Source organism: Lactobacillus kalixensis DSM 16043, assembly GCF_001434335.1.
GTDB classification, from domain to species: domain Bacteria; phylum Bacillota; class Bacilli; order Lactobacillales; family Lactobacillaceae; genus Lactobacillus; species Lactobacillus kalixensis.
On the sequence record NZ_AZFM01000016.1, the window covers coordinates 19,963 to 43,508 of the forward strand.

Consider the following 23,546-nt stretch of genomic DNA (forward strand, 5'->3'; position numbering starts at 1 on the left):
TCTAAGATGAATGAAATGAAGTCAGACAAATGTCTGGCTTTATTTTTTTAAGGCAAAGAATTTGCGTCAGTTTTAATAATCGTGTACAATATGTTGTACAATTTAAGAGGTGAGCAAAATGGATGCAGTGAATTACAGTAATTTTAGAAGGAATTTAAAAGATTATTTTAAAAAAGTTAATGAAGATAGTGAACCGCTAATTGTCACAAATAAAGATCCTGAGGATAATGTTGTTATACTGAGCAAAGATGATTATGATTCATTGATTGAAACACTAACAATCCAGTCTAATAATTACTTGATGGATAAAATAAATCGCGGTCGCAAACAAGTGAAAGAGGGAAAAATAAGTCAACATGATTTAATTGATCCCAACGAGGTTACTAAATCATGATTTTAAGTTGGACAGATGAAGGTTGGGATGATTATATTTATTGGCAAAAACAAGGTGATAAGAAAAAAAAAGAAGATCAATAAATTAATTAAAGATATGAAACGCCATCCATTTGAAGGAATTGGTAAACCAGAAAGGTTACTGGATAATTTATCAGGTTTGTGGTCAAGAAAAATTGATAGTAAAGATAGGATTATTTATGCAGTTTCTGACGGTAGTATAATCGCCTATTCATGCAAAGATAATTACGGAGATCATTAGACTAGAAAGATTAAATTTAATATGTATTTGTTATATAGTTCTGACAATATTGTTGGGACTATATTTTTTGTTCGCAATTAAATAATTTATTTATTGTAGTAAACTATTTACTAAAAAGGGTAATAAGTATATACTAGAAACTGAAAACGATTACAGAACAATTTTTGAGGTACATAAAATGAATAAAGATGAATTACTTAAAGAATATGTAGAAACTTTCGGCGAAAAGGGGCAAGACGTATTTTTCTCACCAGGTAGAATTAATGTGATCGGTGAACACACCGACTACAACGGTGGTCACGTTTTCCCAGCAGCAATCAGCTTGGGTGTCTATGGTGTCTACGGTCCACGAGATGACAAGAAGGTTCGCTTGTTCTCAGGCAACGTCAATGGCAATATCGTAGAATTCGATATTGACGATACCACTGTTGAAAAAGGGGAACGCTTCTGGGCTAACTACTTCAAAGGGATGATCACCTACTTACGTGAAAAATACGATAATATCGATCACGGTTTCAACTTATATATCAAAGCTAATTTACCATCAGGTTCAGGCCTTTCATCAAGTGCTGCTATCGAAATGCTTATGGGTATCATTCTCAAAGATGAATTCAAGCTTGATGTTGATCGCGTTAATTTGGCAAAAATGGGGCAAAGAACTGAAAATGAATTTGTTGGTTTAAATTCAGGAATCATGGACCAATTTGCTTGCATTATGGGTAAAAAAGACAGTGCAATTTTCCTTGACTGCAACACTTTAGAGTATGAATACTTACCACTTGAATTGGGCAATTACGAAATCATTATCATGGCCACTAACAAACCACACACTTTAGCTGACTCTGCTTACAATGATCGCGTTCGTGAATGTCATGATGCATTAACCAAATTGCAAGAAAAGCTCGACATTAAGGCACTAGGTGAACTTGATAACGATACTTTCGATGAATATTCATACTTAATTAATGATAAAACAGAATTAAAGCGTGCACGTCATGCGGTAAGTGAAAATCAAAGAGCAATCCGTGCAACTAAGGCAATGAAAGATGGTGACCTTGAAAAGATCGGTCGCTTAATCAATGCTTCTCACATTTCACTTCATTATGATTACGAAGTAACTGGTAAGGAACTTGATACTTTGGCAGAAGCTTCATGGAAGCAAGACGGCGTTCTTGGCGCAAGAATGATCGGTGGCGGTTTCGGTGGTAGCGCAATTGCGATCGTTAAGAAGGACAAGGCTGAAGAATTCAAGAAGAATGTCGGTAAGACTTACCGTGACAAGATTGGCTATGATGCAAGCTTCTACGATGCAGAAATCGTTGATGGTAGCAAGATGATTTAGTTTTTGAAGGGCAAGATAATGAGAGTAATTGAAAAATTTGCTGAGGAAGTAATCAATAGCGGCACTTATGAACCCCTTGATCGAGTTTATGTAATCAACCGCATTCGTGCATTAGTCGGAGATCATGATGAAGAAGACAATGGCACAGAGACCGTTAAGCAATTGATTGATTTAGCCATCGCAAATGATCAAATTCCTGACGATGTAACTTCTAGAGAAGTGTTAAATGATCAATTGTACGATTTGACAACACCAACGCCTTCAAATACTAACAGTATCTTTTGGCAGAAAATGGAGAGATCTCCAGAAAAAGCAACTGATTGGTTCTACAAATTATGCGTTAATAATAATTATGTAAAGAAAGAAGCAATTGCTAAAAATATTGCCTTTGATGGAACAAGTTCGAAAGGCCACGGCCTAGAAATTACAATTAATTTGTCAAAGCCTGAAAAAGATCCAAAGGCAATTGCCGCTGCTGCTCATGCTACCGGTAAGAAGTATCCTCAATGTGCACTTTGTCTAGAAAACGAAGGCTACCTTGGTGGCTATGGCAAGAATGCTCGTAGTAATTTAAGAATTATTCGGATGAATATTGCTGGTCGTCCATGGGGCTTCCAATATTCACCATATGCATACTTCAATGAACACTGCATTTTCTTGGACCAAAAGCACGTCCCAATGGAAATTAACCAGCAAACTTTGATTAACTTGATTGAAATTGAAAAGATGCTGCCACAATACTTCGTTGGTTCCAATGCGGATTTACCGATCGTCGGCGGATCAATGCTTTCTCATGAACACTATCAAGGTGGGCGCCACACATTTCCAATGATGAAGGCTAAGATTAAGAAAGAAGTTAAGTTCGACTCTTATCCTGAAGTTGAAGCTGGAATTGTGGATTGGCCAATGAGTGATTTGCGTTTAATTAGTGAAAACTCACTTGATTTAATCGATCTTGGTGCAAAAATCATTAAGTTCTGGGACCACTATTCAGATCCTGAACGCCAAATTAATGCTTATGAAGGTTCAACTCGTCACCACACGGTAACTCCAATCATGCACCGCGAAGGCAAGAAGTTCGTTCTTGATCTGGTTTTGCGTGATAACAACACTAGTGACAAGTATCCACTTGGAATTTTCCACCCACACAAGAAGTTGTGGCACATTAAGAAGGAAAATATCGGCTTAATTGAAGTTATGGGTCGTGCAATTCTGCCAGGTCGTCTTAAGAGCGAACTTGAAGAAGTGAAGAAGTACTGGCTTGATCAAGATAATGAAGTGGTTGATAGTCATAAAGAATGGGCTGATGAAATCAAGGCTAGTCAGAAGATTACCGCTGAAAATGTTGAAGCGGTAATGCAACAAGCTTTAGTCGAAATATTCGAACAAGTTTTGCAAGATGCCGGGGTTTTCAAGAATGATGCAGATGGCGAAAAAGGTTGGAACAAGTTTATCGATTCATTGCTAGAAAACGTGGATTAAAATGAAGACAAACTTTGAAAAATATGGTCGTAAAGACGACAAAGATTTGTGCGAGATTACACTTGAAAATGATGCCGGTATGACCGTTAAAGTATTAAACTATGGAGCCACCTTGGAGAAAGTTCTACTGGATGGTAAAAACATGGTTCTGTCATTAAAAACGCCAGAAGATTATTCTAAGCAGCGTAACTTCTTAGGTGGAACTGTCGGCAGAATTGCTGGTCGTGTTCGCCGCGGCCAATGGAAGCATGGGAACGAAATTCATCAATTGCCTTTGAATGATGGTGAAAATCACATTCATGGTGGTGTTGGAACTGACATGCAGGTATGGGATTTTAGACCATTTTGCGGTAAAACTGCTAGAGTTGATTTAACCTTGTTTGATCCAGATGGTCATAATGGTTATCCTGGCAATCTTAGGCTTCACGTTCGCTATGAACTAGATAATGACAATATTTTGCATTACAGACTTGATGCAACTAGTGATCAATTGACTATTTTTAACCCGGTTAACCATACTTACTTTAATCTGGGTGAGCGCGCAGAAAATTTGACTTTACAAATGAATGCGGATTATTATTTGCCAGTTGATCAAGAAGGATTGCCTAATCGCGGAATAGCAGAAGTTGCTGGGACTGCTTTTGACTTTAGAAAGAATAAGCGAATCGGAGATAGCTTGCATAGTGAAGATGAACAGATTAAGTTAAGAAATGGGTTAGATCATCCGTTTATCCTAAACGGAAATAATCCTGCAGCAGTCCTGAGTTCAGAAGATCATAAGCTGACAGTTATAACAAATGCGCCAGCTTTGGTTCTTTATGCAGGAAATCACTTTGATCATACTGGTGTCGCAAATAATATTGGTCAGTATGATGGAATAACTTTTGAAGCACAATGTCCACCAACTGAAGGCAATGACTTAGGACAGATTACGTTACTACCGTTTGAGAAGTTCGAGCGAGTAGTTGATTGGAAATTTGAATAATAAATTAAAAGCCGCGATCGTTCTCGCGGCTTTTTTTGTTCCATAGCTTTGATTATTTGCAGGCATTATCTTTGACTCCGCTTTCAATAAAAGAATATAATTTAGTTGAACATTAATATATACCTATCATTGATTCATATAAGACCGCTAGAAAATTGATGATATGAAAAACAGGATTATTTTAAAAATTGTGCCCAGCTACCCATCAGAGGGTAGTAGGCACTTTTTTTATTAAAGGGGGTAGATTAAATGCCTGTTCGAATAATTTTTACCGATATTGATGGAACGTTAATTAATTCTGATCTAAAGGTAACCTTAAACACTCGTAAGGCAATACTTGGACAAGTTGTAAAGGGGAATGCCTTTGTTCCGGTGTCTGCTAGAATGCCGCAAGCGATTAAAACCGCAGCTGGTCAAATCGCAAAAATCTGTCCAATGGTAGCTTATAATGGGGCGCTAGTTTTGAATGAAGCTGGAAAAACAATTAGTTCAACACGCATTAATACTAATGAAGTAGTCAATTTATGTCATGACGTTGATAAAAAAGATGCTTTTGTCTGGAATGTATATAGCAATAACAATTGGTACTGTAAAGATAGAAAGAGCAAATATATTGTCAATGAAGAAAAATTGTTGAAGTAGATGCTATAGAGACTAATTTAGAAAAAATATCTAAACTAGCCGGTGTACATAAAGTCTTAATTATCGGTGACTGCCAAGAGCTGGATCGATTAAGTCTTGAATTAGCCTCAATATATCGTGATCTGAGCTTTGTAAAATCATCACCACATTTATTAGAAGTAATGAAAAAGAATGTTTCAAAAAGTTGGGGAGTTAAAAAAATCGCCGCTTACTACCAAGTTAAATTAAAGGATTGCATTGCATTCGGTGACAATTACAATGACGCCGAGATGTTAGAAGAAGTAGGTCACCCATTTTTGATGGGCAATGCCCCAGCTGATATGAAGAATCGCTTCACCACAACTCTAGATAATGATCATGACGGAATCGTTGCGGTTCTTAATCAAGATTGGGAAAATAGGTATTAGGATCTGTAGTTGATTGGAAATTTGAATAAAAGAAAAATCGCCGTTTGGCGATTTTTTTTGCATATATTCAATTTCTACCAAATAATAACGCGCTTATCAGGATCAAGCCACATTCCGTCAGTTGGCTTAACATTAAACGCCTTGTAAAATTCTTCTTGACATTGAGCTTGAACATTTACACGTTCAGGACCTGGGGCGTGAACATCAAAAGCTAAAACTGTTTTGATAATTTCAGGTGTTTCTTTACTTGCCCAAATTCGTGCATAGTTTTTGAACAAGTCTTGCATATCACCATTTTCACCCTTGTTTGCTTCAACAGCCGCAGTAACACCACCTTGATCAGCAATGTTTTCACTAACTGTTTGCTTACCGTTCAACTTAACTGGCCCATAAACAATGCCGTCGAATAATTCGGCTTCTTGCTTAATTCTCTTCTTGAATTCGGCATAATCTTGCTTGGTCCACCAATTCTTCATATTACCGAATTCATCATAGTTAGCACCGTTGTTGTCAAAAGCGTGCGAAATTTCGTGAGCGATAACAACACCAATCCCACCATAGTTAGATGAGCGATCTTGATCAACACTGTAGAACGGTTTTTGTAAAATTGCGGCAGGGAAGGTGATATCGTTTCTTTGTGGATCGTAGCAGGCATTAATCAAATTACCTGGCATTGCCCATTCGCCGCGATCAACTGGCTTAAATAATTTTGCAAATTCATATTGTACAGCAATTGCTTTTTGAGCAGCGAGGTTGACATATAAACTTGTGTCTTCATTAAACTTTATTAAGTCATAAATATGATCAGCTTTTTCGGGATAGCCAATCTTCAAAATAAGTGCATTTAATTTTGTAATAGCCTTCTTTTTAGTTTCTTCAGATAACCAATCATTGGACTTAATCCGCTTTTCATAAACTGCGATCATCTTTCTGATCATGTCTTCAACGTCAGCTTTAGCAGTTTCACCAAAGTAGGTCTTACCATAGTAAATTCCAACTATTTCTGACATAGCCTGGTTAGCAATTAAATATGCAGACCTTTCTTGAGAAGGGAGTTCTTTTTGACCATATAAAGCTTGTATGAACGGGAAGGCAGCTTCACGGAATTCCTGTGACAAGTAACCAGCGTTAGCGTTAATAAAGTTTGTAATAATCCAAGCTTTAATTTCGCCAAAGTTATCTTCATTAAATAAATCTATAAAATTATCTAAGAAGCGTGGTTCGTAAACAATTACACGTTCAGGTTTCTTTTCAAAACTCTTGTCAAAGAATTGGTCAAAATCAACAGTTTTAGTCTTTTCTTCAAAGTCTGAAATTGCGACAGGGTTGTACAAAGCAACATCATCAGCACGCTCTTCAGCCGATTTAGCAACTTTAACAATTTTAGCGTCAAAGTTGATAGCGTCGATGGCGTATTTTTCAGCTTGATCTTGTTCAAGACCAGCTTTAGTTAATAAATCGATACTTTGCTCTTTCCAAATGTCTAATAACTTTTCAGCGCCATCGTTCTGGTATGAAGTAGTATCTGGCAAGATAAGATCAGGACGGTCAAAGTGGAGCACATTTACTTTGGTATTTTTTCGATCTGCTTCAACGAAGAAATTGAATGGGAGAGTAAAGCGTAGATATAAAAATGGAAGCTTCCAATTTAACTCATTTAAATCCTTCAAGGCTGTTAGAATACTTAAATCATCTTTAATTGGGTTTGCGCCATCCGAATTTCTTTTATCAAAATCTCTGGCTAATCGATAAATTGCAACTGCTTTATCAAAGTTAGGAATATCTGGCAATTGCTCTTTATTATCAGCAAAATTAGCTAAGTCGCGCATCAAATCTTTTTCGATTTTAATATCAATATCTGAGAAAACACTGATTGCAGGACGATCAGCCGGAATTTTTGATTTTAGGATCCAATCTGAGTTGACTGCTAAATAAAGATTATCTTGAATACGAGCATTTGGATCGGCTTTAGTAATATCACCAATGCCACCACGTACTTTTTTAACTTGGTTCATAAATTATGCCTTTCTGTCTATTAAAATCCGTCAATGAAATTATACTATTGTTAAAAATATGAGTAAATGACTAAGTTGGAAATATTATTTAAAGCAAAATCATAGCAAGTCATCTAACTTTTTTGCCCAACGTGCTTCTGATATAATGAAAACGTGTTCAACATAGAAAAAGAGGATAAAAATGAAATACAAGAAAATTTTGATGATTTCGGCTACTTCTTTATTGCTTCTTACCCCAATAGTAGGCTTAAGTAACAATGTTTCAGCTGCAACTAGTTATGTAGTGAAGAAAAGCATGAAGGGTAAACTAACACTCAACCATAATTCATATGTTTATACAAAAACCGGTAAGCGTACTGGTCAGCTTCTGCGTGAAGGCGCATCAGTTAAGTATGTAGGTAAGCCTACTGTCAACAATGATGCAGATAACCTTTATTTTTATCAAAAATACTCAACCAGTGATAAACTCCAATTAAAGACGATCCGTATTAAAGGCAATAACTACTTCCAAATTGGTAAAAACCAATATATTAAGACAGCAAACGTCGATACAATTGATGGAAGCAGTCTATTTGTTAAACAAACAACTGTTGTTGTGAAGAGAAAAACGCAACAATTGTTCATGGCTTCTAAGAACCGAGCTTTAACTACTGGTAAATTTTATCAAAAAAGTACTAAATTAACGGTGGATCAATTAGGTGGCATGGATGTGCTGGCCAACAGTTTTCCATCTGCCTACCATATTAAAGGAACTGACTACTATATTTGGGCAAAAGATGTAACTCCAAGACAAAATATTGCTGATATCAATTATTGTGAACGCAATCAAATGATCGTTCAAACAAATAAGAATAGTATTCCAACTTATTCGTTTGATGGTGAAGAGTCCACTCCAAGTAATTATGCTTGGGGTGATAAAACAGATTTAAGTGTTAATGGTGCGATGTACTTATATAATGATAAGACACAAAAGAGTGAATTATATTATCACTTGACTGATCACTATCAAAAGATGGCTAATTTGAAGACTTCACCTGGTTTTCCTGAGGTAATTAAAATAAATACTGTTAACGTTGGAGATAGCTTTGTAAAGGCAAGCGACGTTGATTTTGCAGGTGGTGAAAGATTAAAACCAATCAACACTGCAGACGAAGCAGAAAACAATAATAAGATTGCACTTACCGAATTGGAAGAAGCAGATTTGAAAGATTTAATCAATAAAGCAGCTACAGTCCAGGATTCGGTTAAATATAAGTTGTCCAGTTTTAACAAGAGATTTAATTATGATCAAGCAGTCAAGCTTGCACAAACAGAAACAAATTCGCGTAAGTTAATGTCTACTGCTGAAGCAAAATACTTAATCTGGAATCTTAAGACTTATGAAAATGAACTCGATGGTGCCAAAGTTAAGGTAAACAACATAAATAAGTTGACTTCAAACGAAAAGTTGGCAATTAATCTGCTCGTAATTAATGTATATTCGAAGTACACTGATACAGAGAGTCTGTATGGTAGTGCTAGATTTGAAAAGGGTAATGATAATAGCTTTACCTTGACTATCACAAATACACTTGAAAATAATAAAATCATTTCTTCAGAAACAATGAAGACCAGTGATTTTGCCGAAAATAGATAAAAAAACGTGATGCATTTTAGAAGCGCATCACGTTTTTCAATTTATTTATTCATTTCTGCTTTTCTTTGCTGTTGCATTCGTTTCATCATTGCAGCTTGCTTAGCCATTTTCTTCTGAAGTGCCTTAGCTTCTTTGATTGACAAAACTTTCCAATTCTTTGGCACATTAAAGGTATATTCACGATGTTTCAATTCATTATTGTGACCAAACCAGCCGAACAAAAAGTGATCAAATTCATTACTGAATACATAACGTTCAGTACTAATCTTTACTGAAGCTTTAGTAGCAGTTTTAACACTAGTATGAGATTTATCAGTCTTGATAGGCGTTGGCTTTTTGGCAGCGTTATTTGTCTTATATAAGTAAATCTTTTCTGTACCATTTCCAAGAGGCTGATATAGAAGAACGGGGAATTGTGGAGCGGCAGAAGAAACAAGATTTTTTCTTACCGTTGTCGTCTCAGTTTTCATCCCAAAATGATTGTAATCATGAGCAACTATTCCAGCTACACTTAGTGAAGCGATGATTAATGAAATGAGGGCAAGAGGTCTGTGGCCTTTTTTAGGGATAACATTGAAGTAAATGAAGGCAATAACAGCCAAAATTAATATAATTAAAATCATTAACGATCTACCCCCTCTGAAGCTTCACGAGCACGGTTGCCTTTCTTCAAGAAGAATGAAAGGATTAAGGCAACGAATGCAAAGAGAACACTAATTGCAAATGCGGCATGGAAACCGTCAAGTGTTGCGTTAATTGCTCCATCTCTGTATTGAAGTGGCATGGTCTTAAGCAAGGACTTAGTTGGCATATTGTTATTAGTGGTTGTGGTTAAGACTGAAACCAGGATCGCAGTACCGATTGATGATAAAACTTGTCTGAAAGTATTGTTAACAGCAGTACCGTGAGAAATTTTATCAAGTGGCAGTGAATTCATCCCTGAAGTAGTAACGTTCATCATAACTAATGCGACCCCAACCATTCTGATTGCGTACAAGATGATGATCATCAAGAATGAACTGTTTTCAGTTAAGAACATGAATGGGACGGTTCCCAAAGTAAGAAGAGTCATCCCAGTAATAGCCATTTGTCTTGCACCATAGCGGTCAAACAGGCGGCCAGTTATTGGAGACATGATCCCGATCATCAAAGCCCCAGGCAAAAGGATTAATCCTGAGTGGAAAGCCGACTCACCGCGCAAATTTTGAATATAAAGTGGCAACACCATTTCAATCCCAACCATTGCAAGGTTGGTTACACCTGAAAGAACTGCCGCAAGTGTGAATTCAAAATGTTTAAAAACAGAAATATCAAGAAATGGATCATCCATCTTCAATTGACGAATTCCAAATAAAATTACAAAGACAATTCCGACGAAGATGAAAGCCAAAATTTCAGGATTAGTCCAACCTTTGTTACCAGCTTCTGAAAAACCATATAGAAGGGACCCAAATCCGATGGTTGAAGTAGCAACTGAAAAGACATCGATCTTTTCGTCTTTGGTTGGCAGAACGTCTTTTACTAAGAAGAACGCCATTAAAATTACAATTCCTGCAATAGGCGCGATAATGCTGAAGAGGTAGCGCCAGGATAGATTATCAACTACCCAACCAGATAAAGTAGGTCCGATTGCAGGCGCCAGTCCAATAACAATACCGACAGTTCCCATGGCTGCACCACGTTTATCAGCAGGGAAGATTGACAACATGATTGTCTGAAGTAGCGGCATGGTAACTCCAACACCTAATCCTTGAATGATTCTTCCTGTTAACAGCACTTGGAAGTTAGGCGCAACAGCTGCAGTGACAGTTCCAATGAAGAACGTCGACATTGCTGTTAGGTACATCTTTCTTGAGCCAAAACGGTTAATTAACCAAGCAGAAATAGGAATCATTACCCCGTTAACTAATAAAAAAGCAGTTGAAAGCCATTCTGCTGTGGCAGTACTAATGTTGAAATCCTTCATAATTGAAGGTAAGGCGGTGGATAAGAGTGTACCGTTTAAAACAGTACAAAATGAACCGATGATCAATACTAGTACTAATAGATTACGATTGTATTGTTTGCCATGAATATCAATTGGTTGTTTATTCATGTGCGGGCCTCCTTTTTCAATTTTTTAGATCGGTAACTAATATAAACCTCATTTTCATCGATGTCAAATAATCTTACAAAGGTGATATATAATTTTACATGCAAGTTGAAAAATATGACATCACCTAATATAATTTAGATAACAAATAGTGAGGTAAATTAACCATGGAACCAAGAAGAGATGAACGACTTCGTCAACTTTTTCAAAATCTAGAAATTGGAATTGGTGGAGTAAGTAGTAGTTTAGGCGTTTCTCAACGTCAGCTTAGATATTGGGAACAAAAAGGCTACATTAAACCAATTGATGAAAAATCTGGTGTTCGCCATTATAGTTTGGCAACAGTTTATTTGATTGCTTTTATTAAAGACCAACTTGATAAAGGTTATACACTGGATGCAGCAGTGAAGAATTCTAAAGAAGCTCGCGCAAGATCAAGAATTGCTCGCGAATTGATTGGTAGTGCATTTGATGACATTGAAATTATTGATGCTGATAAAGGCTACGGAAAGATTGAATTAGATCTAAAGGAATCTGAAAATCATCCAGCGCTTCGCATTCTAGGAATTATTGATGAAAATGGTCGGCACTTTGAAGTGAAAGAAAAATAAAAATGAATTTTGACGATTTATCTAAATTACTTGACGAAATAAATACTTTTCGTACTTTATCTAAAGAAGAAGTTCAAGCAATTGAAAAAGAAATATGATCATATTTGATCGTCAAACGCAATAGAAGGTAGCTCTTTAACAAAATATGAAACTGCGGAGTTGTTAGAAACAGGATTAACCGTTCATGGCAAACCATTTGCTGATTATCTTGCTGCACTAGATTTGAGCAGGGCATATGATTATATCCAAGAGTTAGCTTTAGGAAAAATCCCACTTGATGAAATTGCAATTCGTGATATTAACCGTTTAGTAACTTATTCAGATGATCCTAATAAACGAGCTATTGCAGGACAATATCGTCAGATTCCCGTCTGGCCAAATGGAGTTCCCGATGTTCATTATGCTGAACCAGCAGAAATTCCTGAAAAAATGCATGATTTGATTACCTGGTATAAATCAGTTGAAGGGAAAGATCATCCGGTCAAAATTGCTGCCCTTTTACATTTGAAGTTTGTTACAATTCATCCCTTTAGAGATGGAAACGGTAGAACAGCTCGTTTGTTAATGGATTTTGAGTTGATTAAACATGGCTATTTAATCATTAATATTCAGCCTGACAAGGATTGCAGAAATGCTTATATGAACGATTTACAAGTTGCACAGACAACTGGGAATGACAAAGAGTTTATTAATTTAGTGGTTGAATATGAAACTGCGGAGTTGCAAGAACGACTACAATTGTTAAAACGTATAGAAAATGAACGAAAGAATGCAGAAAAATTAACCAGACTAGATGATTTTAAATAAAAAAGACCTCGATTTCGAGATCTTTTTAAATATCTAAACTCTTCTAATAAATCACCAAGCCAACTCCCAATGCAATAAGAATCATGACAAATTCGATGACCAGGAGTTTCCAACACCATTTAAACCACTTGTCAAAATCAATACCAACCATCATCAAACTCATTAAAATTAATCCAGTTGGTGCAATTAATGAAATGAAACCTTGGCCTAAATTATATGCATCAATCACACTCGCCCGATCAATTCCAACAACGTTAGCTAATGGCGCCATAATTGGCATTGAAAGTACGGCCAAACCGGATGATGACTGAATGAAAAAGCCTAAAATAATGTAGACAATGAATAAGAACCAAATGAATAGAAGTGGCGGCATTCCTGCAACTTGTTGACTAAAGAAGTGCATAATTGTGTCACTTGTATGACTTTCTTCCATAACAATTGAAACTGCTCTAGCTAAGCCAATTGTCAAAGCAACGCCTAATAGGTCAGCTGCTCCGCCAACAAATGCTTGAACCACCTTATGTTCTGACAAACCTGAAAAGATAGCCATTAGGTATCCAGCTGCCAGGAAGACAACGGAAATTTCTGTGAAGTACCAACCTTTTTGTTGAACACCCCAGATCATAACAATGAAGGCAACTGCGAAAATAATTAAGGTTAATTTTTGTTGCCAAGTAAAGTTAGCTGGCTTATTCAAATCTGCTTCATCCAAAAATTTCTTTCTATCCGATTCATATTGATCATAAACTACTGATTTTGTTGGATCCTTACGAACTTTTTCGGCATAAACAATTACATAAATCATGCCAATGATTGTGCCAATTGCCCATAACGTTGCTCTGAAAGGAAGTGCATGAGCAAAGTTAACACCGGCAGTATTAGAAGCAATAATCGTTGAGAAAGGATTAATTGTTGAAATCATCGAACCGATACTGGTTCCCAAAAAGATCGTTCCGAGAACTGTCATCGTGTCGTATCCTGCCATCAAGAAGACTGGAATAAGGATTGGGTACATAGCCATTGTTTCTTCAGCAAGTCCAAAGGTAGTACCACCCAGAGAAATTAATCCCATCACGAGTACGATTAATAAAACTTGTTTACCTTGGATTTTCTTTGATAGAGCTTGCATCCCTGAGTTAATTGCACCGTTAGCGTGAACTACACCGATACATCCACCAAGAATCAAAACAAAGGCGATGATATCAATACTTTGTGCAATTCCTTGAATTTGAGCAGTGAAAAATTGAACAACGGCTTGATACAAGTTTGGCTTTTTTTGATCGATCCTTTGGTAAGAATTTGGAATCGCAACTGGCTTGTAAATTGTTCCATTTTTGAATTTATTAACCGAAATATGAACATCATATTTTTTCAAAGTCTGTTGAGTTGCAGGCTCTTTTTTGGTTTTGCCACTCGGTTCGGTGATTACGAACTCTTTATCAGAGCTGTTATAAGCTAATGTGGCATAATTACCAGCAGGAATTAGAAAAGATAATAGCTGAACTAACAACAAAACGATGATAATAACAGTATAGGCTGTCGGAAATTGATGTTTCTTCTTCGTTTTCATTTAGATCACACCCCTAACTGATGAAAACGATTTCTATACTTTTATTATAGCCCTATAAGTTAATTCTTTTCATATTAATAATTATTTTGACATTGTTTTCTGAAATTAAAACAAAAAATAATCCCAACTCAAAATAGAGGAGGGATTACTTAGTTTAATGATGTCTCTTAGCAGGCTTTTTTACTTTATTGACTGACTTTTTATTCTTTTGTTTTTTAGTTAGTTTCTTGACGTTTTTCTTAGCCTTATTTTGTTTTTTGAAGAGCTTTCTGAGTACGCCATCTTTAGGAGCATCAGGTTCGCCCTTTAAACGAGCCTCATTAATATTACTTGCAAGTAAATCTTGATTGCTACTTGTTTCATCATAAATCCAATCGCCTTGGTTAGTAACAACATCCAATACTTCAGTAGTATCATCGGAATTGATTCTTACTAAGAATGATGGGGCAAGGGTAGAACGCTTGCCAGAACCAGCCGCATAACCACGGTTAGTCATGTATGAAGTTACTAAAACAAGATCATCACGTCCAGGAACAGGAACTGGGTAGTATGAATAAGTTGCAGTTCTCCAATTGAATGGAACACTACAATTCAAAACATCAGCATTACCATTCAATGGTTTGTATCCAGATAGCAAATCATCTGAAACCCAGCCAAGGAGACCAACATTGTCACCAATCTTCTTGTTAGCTTCAAGCCATAAGTCATTACCAGTACCACGGTTCAATCTGGTTGTAGCAAATAAGTAGTACTTACCATTTAACTTGATTACATTTGGTCTTTCGATTTCGTCACTAACCATTGGAGAAGTAACTAATGGAGTGTAAACATCGTCAAGCTGAGGATTATTTTCATCATCAGTCAAACTAATAACACCAATTGCAGCGTTACCCCATGATGCACGACTGGTCATATCTTCATCACCGGTAATATCAAGGAAGTCCTTAATTGCTTGGGCATCAGTACCGCCATAATTTTGCCAGTTGTAAATTTGATCTTTACCTTGGTAGTTTTGAGTACCAGTTGAAGCTTCGAAGACTAAGTAGCGCTTGCCATCAACTTGAATGACATGAGCATCACGCATGGCAATATTGTCAGCACCTTTATTTGTTGACTTCCATTGGCTGTAAGTTTGGTAGTAGTAGCCATCACCTTCAAAAATTACGTGACGATTTGAACGGCGAGCAATTCTAACTTTACCATCTTTAATTTCTAAACCAAGATTTACAGTAGAAATCTTCTGGTGGTTTGTACCTTCACGAGTATCAACGTCAGTATAGAATAGTTGAATACTGCCATCTTTGTTTACAGTAGCTGAGCCAGACCATTCTTGATCAAGTGGACTAGCACCAAAGCCGAAAATTGGACCGGCAGTTTTCCAATTCTTGAGCTCGTTATCACCGTACTTGTTGTATAAAAGGTAGATGTGAGAATCGTTCTTTCTTGGAATACCCATCATAGCGATAGCAAGTTGATAGCCGTTGTAGTTAACAACTTGGCCAGTTTTTTCATCTTGAACAACCCAAGTATCCCAGATATCTAGTTTAGCTTTCTTGCCGGTTTGCGCATCACGAGTGTACGTAGCTGGCATGTTCTTCATCTTCTTAGCATTGAAGAAGGGAACACTGTATCTAGAATCGCGGTTGATCGTGTTTTGGGCAACTTGACGGTATTGATCATAAGTAAAAATAGTACCAGTCTTACTTTTACTATTTGTATCGTAATTGATCTTACTTAAGTTTGAAATTTGTTCTTGAGTTAAAGAACTGCGAGCAATATTGGCAGCGCGAAGTGCATTTTCAGTTCTTAATTCAAGGTCATTATTTTGATTAATATTGTTTGAAGAGTTAGTAGAATTTGAATCAATGTTGCTAGTAGTTTGATTTACATTGTTAACTTGAGAATTCTGTTCAGTAGTATCTGCAGCGTGAACAGTAGAGTTAGTTAACGTTAAAGACAAGGCAAGCAATGTACTTGCTGATAACAGGGTGACTAAGGTTTTCTTCTTATTCATAATTGTATATTCTCTGTTTCTATTTTTGATTTTTTCTAAATATTCCTACAATACCAGCCTAAATAGTCATTGTCAAGATTTTTTTCAGAAAAAATAAACAATGTAATTAAAAGAATAGCCATAAATTAGCTCGTAACAAAAAATTATTATTATTAAGCCATTTGTCTAATAGATATTATGATACCAGTTATTTAATATTACTATATTTGACAAGTATTAAAACGCAAGAATATAATTAAATTATCAAAATAACGCTTTCAAAAAGAAAGGACGTACCATGAATTACAATAAAATTAGTAAAGAAGACCTCAAAGAACTTCATAAATTTATCCCAGATGATGAGCGTTTTATCACTCACCCAACCGAGCACTGGGATCATGATCAATTCAAAACTGTTCGTGCAATGCCAGATCTAGTTATTCAACCCGTAACTAATGAAGAAGTACAAAATGTGGTGAAATATGCTAGTGATCACCATATTCCATTAACTCCAAGAGGAAACTCAACTGGATTAATGGGCGCAAACTTAACTATTGACGGTGGAATCTCACTTGATATGGTTAAAATGAACAAGATTCTTGAATATGATCCAGATAGTTTAACTATGACAGTTCAAGCAGGAATCAGATTAAAAGATATTCAAGAATTTTTAGCTGATAAGCCATTTGTTTACATGCCAGCACCAGCCATGCATTGGGCAACAATTGGCGGTAACGTTAATACCAATGCTGGTGGACTTAAAGCAATTAAATATGGTGTGACTCGTGAACATATTCGCGAATTGAAAGTTGTTTTAACAAATGGTAGGCTCTACAAATTTGGCTCAAAAGCAGTTAAATCTTCATCTGGTTATTCAATTAAAGATTTAATTATCGGATCAGAAGGCACCTTAGGTGTTGTCACCGAAGTAATGGTACGATTATATCCAAAGCCAAAAGAAAGTATCAACGCTATTATCCCATTTCCAGATTTAAAACATGCAATCAAATCAGTACCAGTGATCTTAGCCTCTGGTGTTGTTCCAACTACGGTAGAATTCATGGGACGCGAAGTATTGAACTTGTGGGAAAAGTACGCTAACCAAGAATTCCCAATTAAAGAAGGGAACGGTTTTATCATTCTGGGTCTTGACGCCTTTACTAAGAGTGAAATTCAAGCCGAACTTGATCAGATTATTGAAGAAACAAAGAAACTAGATGCTTCAGATGCAATTGTACTTGATGCAGATAGTGACACCGCAGAACTTATTTGGAAAGCAAGAGAAGAACTTCTGCTAGCAATTCAAAAATCAACCCCAATGATGGATGAAGTTGATATTTGTGTGCCAATTAATAAGATTCCTATTGTTCTTGATCGTATTGAAGAGCTTGAAAAGGAAGTTGGCATGAGAATTCCTAACTTCGGTCATGCAGGAGATGGTAATTTGCATATTTACCTTTGCTCAGATAGTGATAGCAAGGAAGAATTTGAAAAGAAGGGGCAGAAGGTTATTTCTGAACTTTACAAGACCGCTAAGGAATTGGACGGTAATATGTCAGGTGAGCACGGGATTGGCTACGCCAGAAAAGACTTTTACGAAGATTTCTATGGTGAAGATTACACTGAATTACTCAGAAAAGTGAAAGAACTATTTGATCCAAATTATGTCCGCAAATTATGTCATTAATCCAGATAAGATTTTTCCAGAAAAATAATTTTGAATAAAACTCCAAGCCACGCTTTCTTGCGTGGCTTTTTACTGCTGTAATAAGATTTTTTAGTTAGTATACGTCTGATGTATAAGCCTATACCTTTTTTTCAATTTCAATCTGGATCAAACCCGCTTATAGTATTAGGTGGCTTAAGAAAAAAACATAATTTGAAAGGAGAAAAAATGAAGGTTTTAATCACTTATTACTCATGGTCAGGCAATACTAAACGCTTAGCTGATGAAATCGCAAGAGAAATTCCAGCAAATACCGAAATTGAAATTAAAGTTCCAGCAGGCACATTTAGTGAAGACATGTATGGAACATTTGACATTTCTAAGAAACAAATTGCTGAAAATAATTATCCAGAGATTAACAAGATGGATTTTGATCCAAATGATTATGATTTAATCTTAGTAGGTAGTCCTGTCTGGGGAGGTAAACCCGCAACACCTATATATACTTTCTTAAATCAAATTCAAGACTTCAAAGGTGAAGTAGCAAGCTTTTACACTGATGCAGGGACCGCAGGTGATTATGCCAACGTCTTTAAGAAATGGGCAAAAGATCTAAATGTTGTTAAGGTCTTCAATCGTGTTTCTGATGTATCGGATTTAATTAGAAAATAATTTAAAAATCAACTTAAATGAAAAAGTTCTATCTTTTTTTGTTGGGTAAATCACGACATTAGTACTATACGGGAAGCGTATTACAGCATACTCGTTTGGTAATTCTTTCAATCTAATTTCAGTATTATATTAATAACTGTAGAGAAACGAGAAATTAAGCATTATTTTTAGGAGGAAATCTATGCAATACAAAATTTTAAATGACGGAAATAAGATGCCACAACTTGGATTTGGTGTGTTCCAAGTTCCAGATTTGAAAGTCGCTGAACAAGCTGTGAGCGATGCAATTGAAGTTGGCTACCGTTTGTTTGACACCGCAGCCGCTTACGCAAACGAGGAAGCAGTAGGTAAGGCAATTAACAAATCTGGTATTAATCGTAAAGAGTTCTTCGTAACTTCAAAGCTCTGGGTTGATCATTTTACTTATGAAAAAGCAAAAGAAGGTATCGAAGATTCATTGAAGAAACTTAATACCGGCTACATCGATCTTTACTTATTACACCAACCTTACGGTGATGTGGCAGGTGCTTGGCGTGCACTTGAAGAAGCTCAAAAGGAAGGAAAGATTAAATCAATCGGTGTTTCAAACTTTGCTCCAGATCAACTTAAGAATCTTGAATTAATGAGCAACGTTAAGCCTGCTGTTAACCAAATTGAAGTTTCACCTTGGTTCCAAGAAAAGAGCGAAGTTAAATTTAATGATAAGGAAGACATTGTGACTGAAGCATGGGCACCATTCGCTGAAGGTAAACACAACCTCTTTACCAACGAAACTATTGCTGAAATTGGTAAGAAATATGGTAAGGCTAATGGTCAAGTTATTTTACGTTGGTTAATGCAAAGAGACATTGTTGTAATTCCGAAATCAGTTCACAAAAATAGAATGGAAGAAAATTTCGATGTTTTTGATTTTGAATTAAGTGATGATGACATGAAAAAGATGGCAGAATTAGACAGAAACGAAAGCCAATTCTTCGATCACCGTGATCCAAATGCAATTGAAAATATTTTTGGCGCAAGTTTAAAGGCTTTACGTAACTAATTTTTATAGGAAGAAGAATAAAGTTTACAATTTTAGTAGCAACTACATGGGAAAAGCCTAGCTTTTATTAAAATTTATCTGATTGAAAAAATGCTTGATTTATTTAACATAGATCAAGCATTTTTAATAGCATTTTTCACAAAAATAAGATATGGTTTTGGTAGATAATTAAAAAATGAATTTAGAAAGAAAAAATCATGAACCAATACCAAACTCAGAAAGTTCATTTAGTTTTTGAAACCTGTGAAGCAATTGAATTGCCAATGGATGATATCAAGACTTTTAATTTTAAAGGTATAAAAACGGATATTAGGTATCAAAGTGATTACGGCATTGAAACAACACAGACATGTGATTCATTCTATATGCTTTTGGACTATGACCAAATCAATAAAATAGAAACTATGCAGATTACTAAAGATGGCAAGCCAATGATGTTAGGTGAGCGTATCATAACTTATAACGATATTGTTGACATCAATTTAACCATTAACGGTGAAAGTTATGATATCTATCTGCCATATTCTGGTGAAGAATTTGAAAGTAATGAATGGATGAAAACTAAAATTTTGTCAGCAAAAGAATTATTTAGACCTGATTTTGACAGTAGTCACAAGTATTTAGAAATTAAAGTAGAAAAAGAGCCGAGTAAAAACGAGTGAAGAAGGTTATGCTTCAGCAATCATGGACTTTGATGCTCAAAAATAAACATTAATCTCAAACTTAGTTTTCATAATATTCTCTATTTCATCCCCCTCAAATAAATACAAAACAATAATCTAAATAAAGAATGCTTGAAGAAAATTTCTCCAGGCATTCTTTTATTTTTAGGATAAAATAGATATATTGAATATTTTTGTTAGGAGAAAATTTAGGAATGACATTACCATTTAAAGCAGTTGCCGTTGATATGGACGGTACATTTTTAGACGATAGAAAGCAATTTAATCACGAAGAATTTGATCAGATCTTAACAGAATTCGAAAAAAGAAATGTACAATTCATTGTTGCTTCGGGTAGACCATATGCTCGTTTAGAACAGGATTTTGGTGAATTTGCCAACAGAATTGACTTTGTATCTTTAAATGGATCAAGATTAATTATTAAAGGTAAAGATGCAGCTGGTTATCCAATGGAGCGCCAAGATGTCTTGAATTTAATCAAAGACGTTCGTGAAAAATATGGAACACGTGCAACTATGGTCTTTGAAAAAGATATTGCTTACTTAAAGACTGATGTACCAAAAGAGGAACGTGACTTTTTAGCCTATTTTGCTGGTCGTAGTGCTGAAGTTGATAACTGGAACGACATGCCAGAAGAAGACATCTTTCAAATCACCTTTGACTTAGATAGAAAATATGCTAAGGCAATTGAAGATGATTTTAACAATAAGTACGAAAACAAGATTTCTGCATTTGGTTCAGCAAATACTGCTATCGATGTCAATGTTCAAGGTATTAATAAAGGTGCTGGCCTTAAACGCCTACTTGAACAGATGAACATGACCGGCGATGATTTAATCGCTTTTGGTGATGGTGGTAATGATATTGCAATGTTGCAGTTTGCTAAGTATTCATACGCCATGGCTAATGGTATGGAAGAAGTTAAGAAACATGCCAAATTTGTTGCACCTGCAAATACTGAAAATGGTGTCTTCAAGGTTTTGCAAAAGTACTTGGCTGAAGATAAATAATTCTCTTGTGAAGGGTGTAAAATATGAAAACTAACGATCAATTTACTGATTGGGCAGTGGAATTACAAAGTATTGCACAAAATGGGTTGAAGTACGGTCATGATGTTTTTGATAAGGAACGCTATCAGCAGATTCGTGAAATCGCGGCCCAAATGATGGCAGCAAGAACCGGAATTCCAGAAGAACAGATCAAGACTTTATTTTGCGGCGACGAAGGTTATCAAACACCCAAGATTGAAACTCGGGCTGCTATCTTTAAGAATGATAAGATTCTCTTAGTTCATGAAAAGTTAACGGATGATTGGTCAATGCCAGGTGGCTGGTGTGATGCCAACTTATCAACTAAAGAAAACTGTATCAAAGAAGCAAAAGAAGAGTCTGGCCGCGATGTGGAGCCCATCAAGTTAGTTGCTTTGCAAGACCGTAACAAACACAACAAACCTATTTTAGCCACAGGGATTATGAAGGCTATCTACTTATGCAAAGTTTTTGGTGGAGAATTTGAAGCAAATGATGAAACTAGCGATTGTCGTTATTTTGCTTTAGATAATCTTCCAAAGCTATCAATTGATCGTAACACTCCTGAACAGATTGAAATGTGTTATCGTGCTTCAAAAGATCCTAACTGGCAAACTATTTTTGATTAATTATAAGAAGATAATTGGCGTAAAATGTTGATTATCTTTTTCTTTTTGCAGGATTTATACTTATATTCGCGGAACTACCAAATAGCTCAAGAAGTAAATCTTTAATAACACTTTGTTAACTTTTTAACATTTAAACTTTCTTAATCTTTTTCCCGAACTTTTTCAAATATAATTAGTAAGGTAAAAAATTAGAAAGTTGGAAAAGAAGTGTTTAGTAAAAAATCAGTTTATCCCTGGTGGGTATTTGTTGTTTGTTGTTTCATTTCAATGATTGGGTTTGGCTTACTAGTTAATACAGTCGGTCTTTTCTTTGGTCCAATTAGTAATGAATTTCATGTTGGTAGATCAAGCGTTGCTTTGATGACAACTTTACAGAATTTAATGGCCGCAATTTCATTAATTTTCGCAGGAAAAATAATGGAAAAAGTTAACTTGCGCTGGCTATTAACAGGCTGCTTCATCATTATTGCAGCAAGTATGTTTAGCATGACATATGCAAACAGCTTAACTCATTTCTATTTAGCTTGGGCTTTGATCGGAATTTGCCAACCAATCGCAATTACAATTTCAATTCCTGTTCTACTCAGCAAATGGTTTAATCAAAAGTTGGGTACTGTAATGGGTATTTCATTAGGTTTATCAGCGTTTGGTGGAACAATCTTCAATCCAATTATTGCTGGTATTATTACTAGAAACGGATGGAGATCAGGATTTATCGCTGAAAGTCTTATCTTGGCAATTTTCTTGATTCCAATGGCTCTTTCAATTAAATCAGAACCTGATGAAAAACATCCTGCATACGGAGTTAAGGAAGACAAAGCTGAAGCAGCAATCACCGGTTTAACTTTGAAACAAGCAATTCGTCAGCCAATCTTCTATGCATTAGTATTGGCAATGATTCTTTTGCAATTTGTTTCAGGAAGTGTTCAACACATTTCTGGTCACGTAACCAACATCGGTATTTCTCCAGTCCAAGCTGCAACTGTAGTTTCCGGCGTTATGATCGGTGCAGCGGTTGGTAAGATTTCAATCGGTTATTTATTGGATAAATTGAATGCAAAAATCGTCTTACTTGCTTTTACCATTTTTGGTGCATTAGGATGGGGCGGACTCATTGTATTTAAGACTAGCGGGTTATTAGTTGCTTCCGCATTCATTTTAGGACTTGGCCAAGGGTTCTGCTTAGTAGCATTACCATACTTAATCCGTCAGCAGTTCGGCAACCGCGATTACAGTAACATCCTCTCAATTATTAATATGTTAGGTGCCTTCGCAATGTCATTATCTGTCTATCTTGTTGGCATGTTCTTTGACCAGACTGGTTCTTACAACCTGGGTTGGATGATTAACATTATCGCTTATGTAGTGAGTTTTGCTGCTATCTTTGTTACTCTTAGAGAAAAAAGACAAGAAGTTACTGCTTCTGTAGAATAATTTATAAAAAGAAAAATGTTGATATATCAGTGCTTTCATGCATTGAAATATCAACATTTTTTTTATCTTAATGATTTTCGATGTCTTCAGAAGTGAAGTGTAAGCGTCAAAAACTGAAGTACTATTGAAAAAGTAGCTCGGCAATGATATGTGCT

General features: G+C 35.9%; 18 protein-coding genes and 3 pseudogenes. 16 read left to right on the top strand and 5 right to left on the bottom strand.

The window, feature by feature from the left end; translation table 11 throughout:
• The first annotated feature begins 118 nt into the window (after window positions 1–118).
• From FC46_RS05770 to FC46_RS05795, 6 genes and pseudogenes are all read left to right on the top strand, one after another.
• The gene (locus tag FC46_RS05770; RefSeq protein ID WP_057798753.1) at window positions 119–394 is read left to right on the top strand and encodes a type II toxin-antitoxin system Phd/YefM family antitoxin; all 276 of its coding nucleotides are present in this window, start codon (window positions 119–121) and stop codon (window positions 392–394) included.
• Window positions 391–655, top strand: a pseudogene (locus FC46_RS05775) (Txe/YoeB family addiction module toxin). Before FC46_RS05770 ends, FC46_RS05775 begins: the two are co-directional and overlap by 4 nt.
• Before the next feature lie 178 nt (window positions 656–833).
• Window positions 834–1,997, top strand: coding sequence for a galactokinase (locus tag FC46_RS05780; RefSeq protein ID WP_057798755.1), 1,164 nt, complete (start codon window positions 834–836; stop codon window positions 1,995–1,997).
• An 18-nt stretch (window positions 1,998–2,015) separates the two neighbouring features.
• Entirely contained in the window at window positions 2,016–3,479 is a 1,464-nt protein-coding gene (locus FC46_RS05785) for a UDP-glucose--hexose-1-phosphate uridylyltransferase (RefSeq protein ID WP_057798757.1), read from the top strand.
• Window position 3,480: 1 nt separating this feature from the next.
• On the top strand, window positions 3,481–4,464 hold the full coding sequence (locus tag FC46_RS05790) for an aldose epimerase family protein (protein ID WP_057798759.1): 984 nt from the start codon (window positions 3,481–3,483) through the stop codon (window positions 4,462–4,464).
• Window positions 4,465–4,713: 249 nt separating this feature from the next.
• Window positions 4,714–5,513, top strand: a pseudogene (locus tag FC46_RS05795) (Cof-type HAD-IIB family hydrolase).
• Window positions 5,514–5,587: 74 nt separating this feature from the next.
• Here FC46_RS05795 and FC46_RS05800 read toward each other — a convergent pair.
• A complete protein-coding gene (locus tag FC46_RS05800; RefSeq protein WP_057798761.1) occupies window positions 5,588–7,528 on the bottom strand; it encodes a M13 family metallopeptidase in 1,941 nt (646 codons plus the stop codon).
• 181 nt (window positions 7,529–7,709) lie between these two features.
• Between FC46_RS05800 and FC46_RS05805 the strand changes: the two genes are divergently transcribed.
• On the top strand, window positions 7,710–9,164 hold the full coding sequence (locus FC46_RS05805; protein WP_236702296.1) for an SLAP domain-containing protein: 1,455 nt from the start codon (window positions 7,710–7,712) through the stop codon (window positions 9,162–9,164).
• 41 nt (window positions 9,165–9,205) lie between these two features.
• On the opposite strand, the gene FC46_RS05810 is transcribed toward FC46_RS05805, so the two are convergent.
• Both FC46_RS05810 and FC46_RS05815 read right to left on the bottom strand, forming a co-directional pair.
• Window positions 9,206–9,787, bottom strand: coding sequence for a DUF4811 domain-containing protein (locus tag FC46_RS05810; protein ID WP_057798763.1), 582 nt, complete (start codon window positions 9,785–9,787; stop codon window positions 9,206–9,208).
• Window positions 9,787–11,259 (bottom strand): MDR family MFS transporter, encoded by a 1,473-nt coding sequence (locus FC46_RS05815; protein ID WP_057798764.1) that lies wholly within the window; start codon window positions 11,257–11,259, stop codon window positions 9,787–9,789. Before FC46_RS05815 ends, FC46_RS05810 begins: the two co-directional genes overlap by 1 nt.
• 164 nt (window positions 11,260–11,423) lie before the next feature.
• Between FC46_RS05815 and FC46_RS05820 the strand changes: the two genes are divergently transcribed.
• Both FC46_RS05820 and FC46_RS05825 read left to right on the top strand, forming a co-directional pair.
• Entirely contained in the window at window positions 11,424–11,867 is a 444-nt protein-coding gene (locus FC46_RS05820) for a MerR family transcriptional regulator (RefSeq protein ID WP_057798766.1), read from the top strand.
• 159 nt (window positions 11,868–12,026) lie between these two features.
• Window positions 12,027–12,674, top strand: a complete 648-nt coding sequence (locus FC46_RS05825; protein ID WP_236702297.1) for a Fic family protein — start codon at window positions 12,027–12,029, stop codon at window positions 12,672–12,674.
• A gap of 43 nt (window positions 12,675–12,717) precedes the next feature.
• On the opposite strand, the gene FC46_RS05830 is transcribed toward FC46_RS05825, so the two are convergent.
• Both FC46_RS05830 and FC46_RS05835 read right to left on the bottom strand, forming a co-directional pair.
• Complete coding sequence (locus tag FC46_RS05830) at window positions 12,718–14,244, bottom strand: YfcC family protein (RefSeq protein WP_057798767.1); 1,527 nt, start codon at window positions 14,242–14,244, stop codon at window positions 12,718–12,720.
• Window positions 14,245–14,398: 154 nt separating this feature from the next.
• A complete protein-coding gene (locus tag FC46_RS05835) occupies window positions 14,399–16,258 on the bottom strand; it encodes a glycoside hydrolase family 68 protein (RefSeq protein ID WP_083478021.1) in 1,860 nt (619 codons plus the stop codon).
• 277 nt (window positions 16,259–16,535) lie between these two features.
• Here FC46_RS05835 and FC46_RS05840 point away from each other — a divergent pair.
• The 7 genes and pseudogenes from FC46_RS05840 (at window position 16,536) to FC46_RS05870 (ending at window position 23,391) form a co-directional block, all read left to right on the top strand.
• Window positions 16,536–17,952, top strand: a pseudogene (locus FC46_RS05840) (FAD-binding oxidoreductase).
• Between the two features lie 179 nt (window positions 17,953–18,131).
• A complete protein-coding gene (locus FC46_RS05845) occupies window positions 18,132–18,575 on the top strand; it encodes a flavodoxin family protein (protein WP_057798769.1) in 444 nt (147 codons plus the stop codon).
• A gap of 181 nt (window positions 18,576–18,756) precedes the next feature.
• On the top strand, window positions 18,757–19,617 hold the full coding sequence (locus tag FC46_RS05850; RefSeq protein WP_057798771.1) for an aldo/keto reductase: 861 nt from the start codon (window positions 18,757–18,759) through the stop codon (window positions 19,615–19,617).
• A 197-nt stretch (window positions 19,618–19,814) separates the two neighbouring features.
• A complete protein-coding gene (locus tag FC46_RS05855) occupies window positions 19,815–20,279 on the top strand; it encodes a hypothetical protein (RefSeq protein ID WP_057798773.1) in 465 nt (154 codons plus the stop codon).
• A 215-nt stretch (window positions 20,280–20,494) separates the two neighbouring features.
• Complete coding sequence (locus FC46_RS05860) at window positions 20,495–21,310, top strand: Cof-type HAD-IIB family hydrolase (protein WP_057798775.1); 816 nt, start codon at window positions 20,495–20,497, stop codon at window positions 21,308–21,310.
• A gap of 23 nt (window positions 21,311–21,333) precedes the next feature.
• Window positions 21,334–21,957 carry an NUDIX hydrolase N-terminal domain-containing protein gene (locus FC46_RS05865; protein ID WP_057798777.1) on the top strand — a complete coding sequence of 208 codons (624 nt, stop codon included), beginning with the start codon at window positions 21,334–21,336 and terminating at the stop codon, window positions 21,955–21,957.
• 267 nt (window positions 21,958–22,224) lie between these two features.
• Window positions 22,225–23,391: an MFS transporter gene (locus tag FC46_RS05870; RefSeq protein ID WP_057798779.1), complete on the top strand. Its 1,167-nt coding sequence runs from the start codon at window positions 22,225–22,227 to the stop codon at window positions 23,389–23,391.
• The last annotated feature ends 155 nt before the right edge of the window (window positions 23,392–23,546 follow it).

Excerpts from the sequence above, each read along its gene's own strand:
- FC46_RS05810 (WP_057798763.1), bottom strand. The coding sequence starts at position 9,787 with ATGATTTTAATTATATTAATTTTGGCTGTTATTGCCTTCATTTACTTC.
- FC46_RS05850 (WP_057798771.1), top strand. The coding sequence starts at position 18,757 with ATGCAATACAAAATTTTAAATGACGGAAATAAGATGCCACAACTTGGA.
- FC46_RS05790 (WP_057798759.1), top strand. The coding sequence starts at position 3,481 with ATGAAGACAAACTTTGAAAAATATGGTCGTAAAGACGACAAAGATTTG.
- FC46_RS05845 (WP_057798769.1), top strand. The coding sequence starts at position 18,132 with ATGAAGGTTTTAATCACTTATTACTCATGGTCAGGCAATACTAAACGC.
- FC46_RS05830 (WP_057798767.1), bottom strand. The coding sequence starts at position 14,244 with ATGAAAACGAAGAAGAAACATCAATTTCCGACAGCCTATACTGTTATT.
- FC46_RS05805 (WP_236702296.1), top strand. The coding sequence starts at position 7,710 with ATGAAATACAAGAAAATTTTGATGATTTCGGCTACTTCTTTATTGCTT.
- FC46_RS05785 (WP_057798757.1), top strand. The coding sequence starts at position 2,016 with ATGAGAGTAATTGAAAAATTTGCTGAGGAAGTAATCAATAGCGGCACT.
- FC46_RS05870 (WP_057798779.1), top strand. The coding sequence starts at position 22,225 with ATGATTGGGTTTGGCTTACTAGTTAATACAGTCGGTCTTTTCTTTGGT.
- FC46_RS05865 (WP_057798777.1), top strand. The coding sequence starts at position 21,334 with ATGAAAACTAACGATCAATTTACTGATTGGGCAGTGGAATTACAAAGT.
- FC46_RS05815 (WP_057798764.1), bottom strand. The coding sequence starts at position 11,259 with ATGAATAAACAACCAATTGATATTCATGGCAAACAATACAATCGTAAT.
- FC46_RS05780 (WP_057798755.1), top strand. The coding sequence starts at position 834 with ATGAATAAAGATGAATTACTTAAAGAATATGTAGAAACTTTCGGCGAA.
- FC46_RS05800 (WP_057798761.1), bottom strand. The coding sequence starts at position 7,528 with ATGAACCAAGTTAAAAAAGTACGTGGTGGCATTGGTGATATTACTAAA.
- FC46_RS05820 (WP_057798766.1), top strand. The coding sequence starts at position 11,424 with ATGGAACCAAGAAGAGATGAACGACTTCGTCAACTTTTTCAAAATCTA.
- FC46_RS05855 (WP_057798773.1), top strand. The coding sequence starts at position 19,815 with ATGAACCAATACCAAACTCAGAAAGTTCATTTAGTTTTTGAAACCTGT.
- FC46_RS05770 (WP_057798753.1), top strand. The coding sequence starts at position 119 with ATGGATGCAGTGAATTACAGTAATTTTAGAAGGAATTTAAAAGATTAT.
- FC46_RS05835 (WP_083478021.1), bottom strand. The coding sequence starts at position 16,258 with ATGAATAAGAAGAAAACCTTAGTCACCCTGTTATCAGCAAGTACATTG.
- FC46_RS05860 (WP_057798775.1), top strand. The coding sequence starts at position 20,495 with ATGACATTACCATTTAAAGCAGTTGCCGTTGATATGGACGGTACATTT.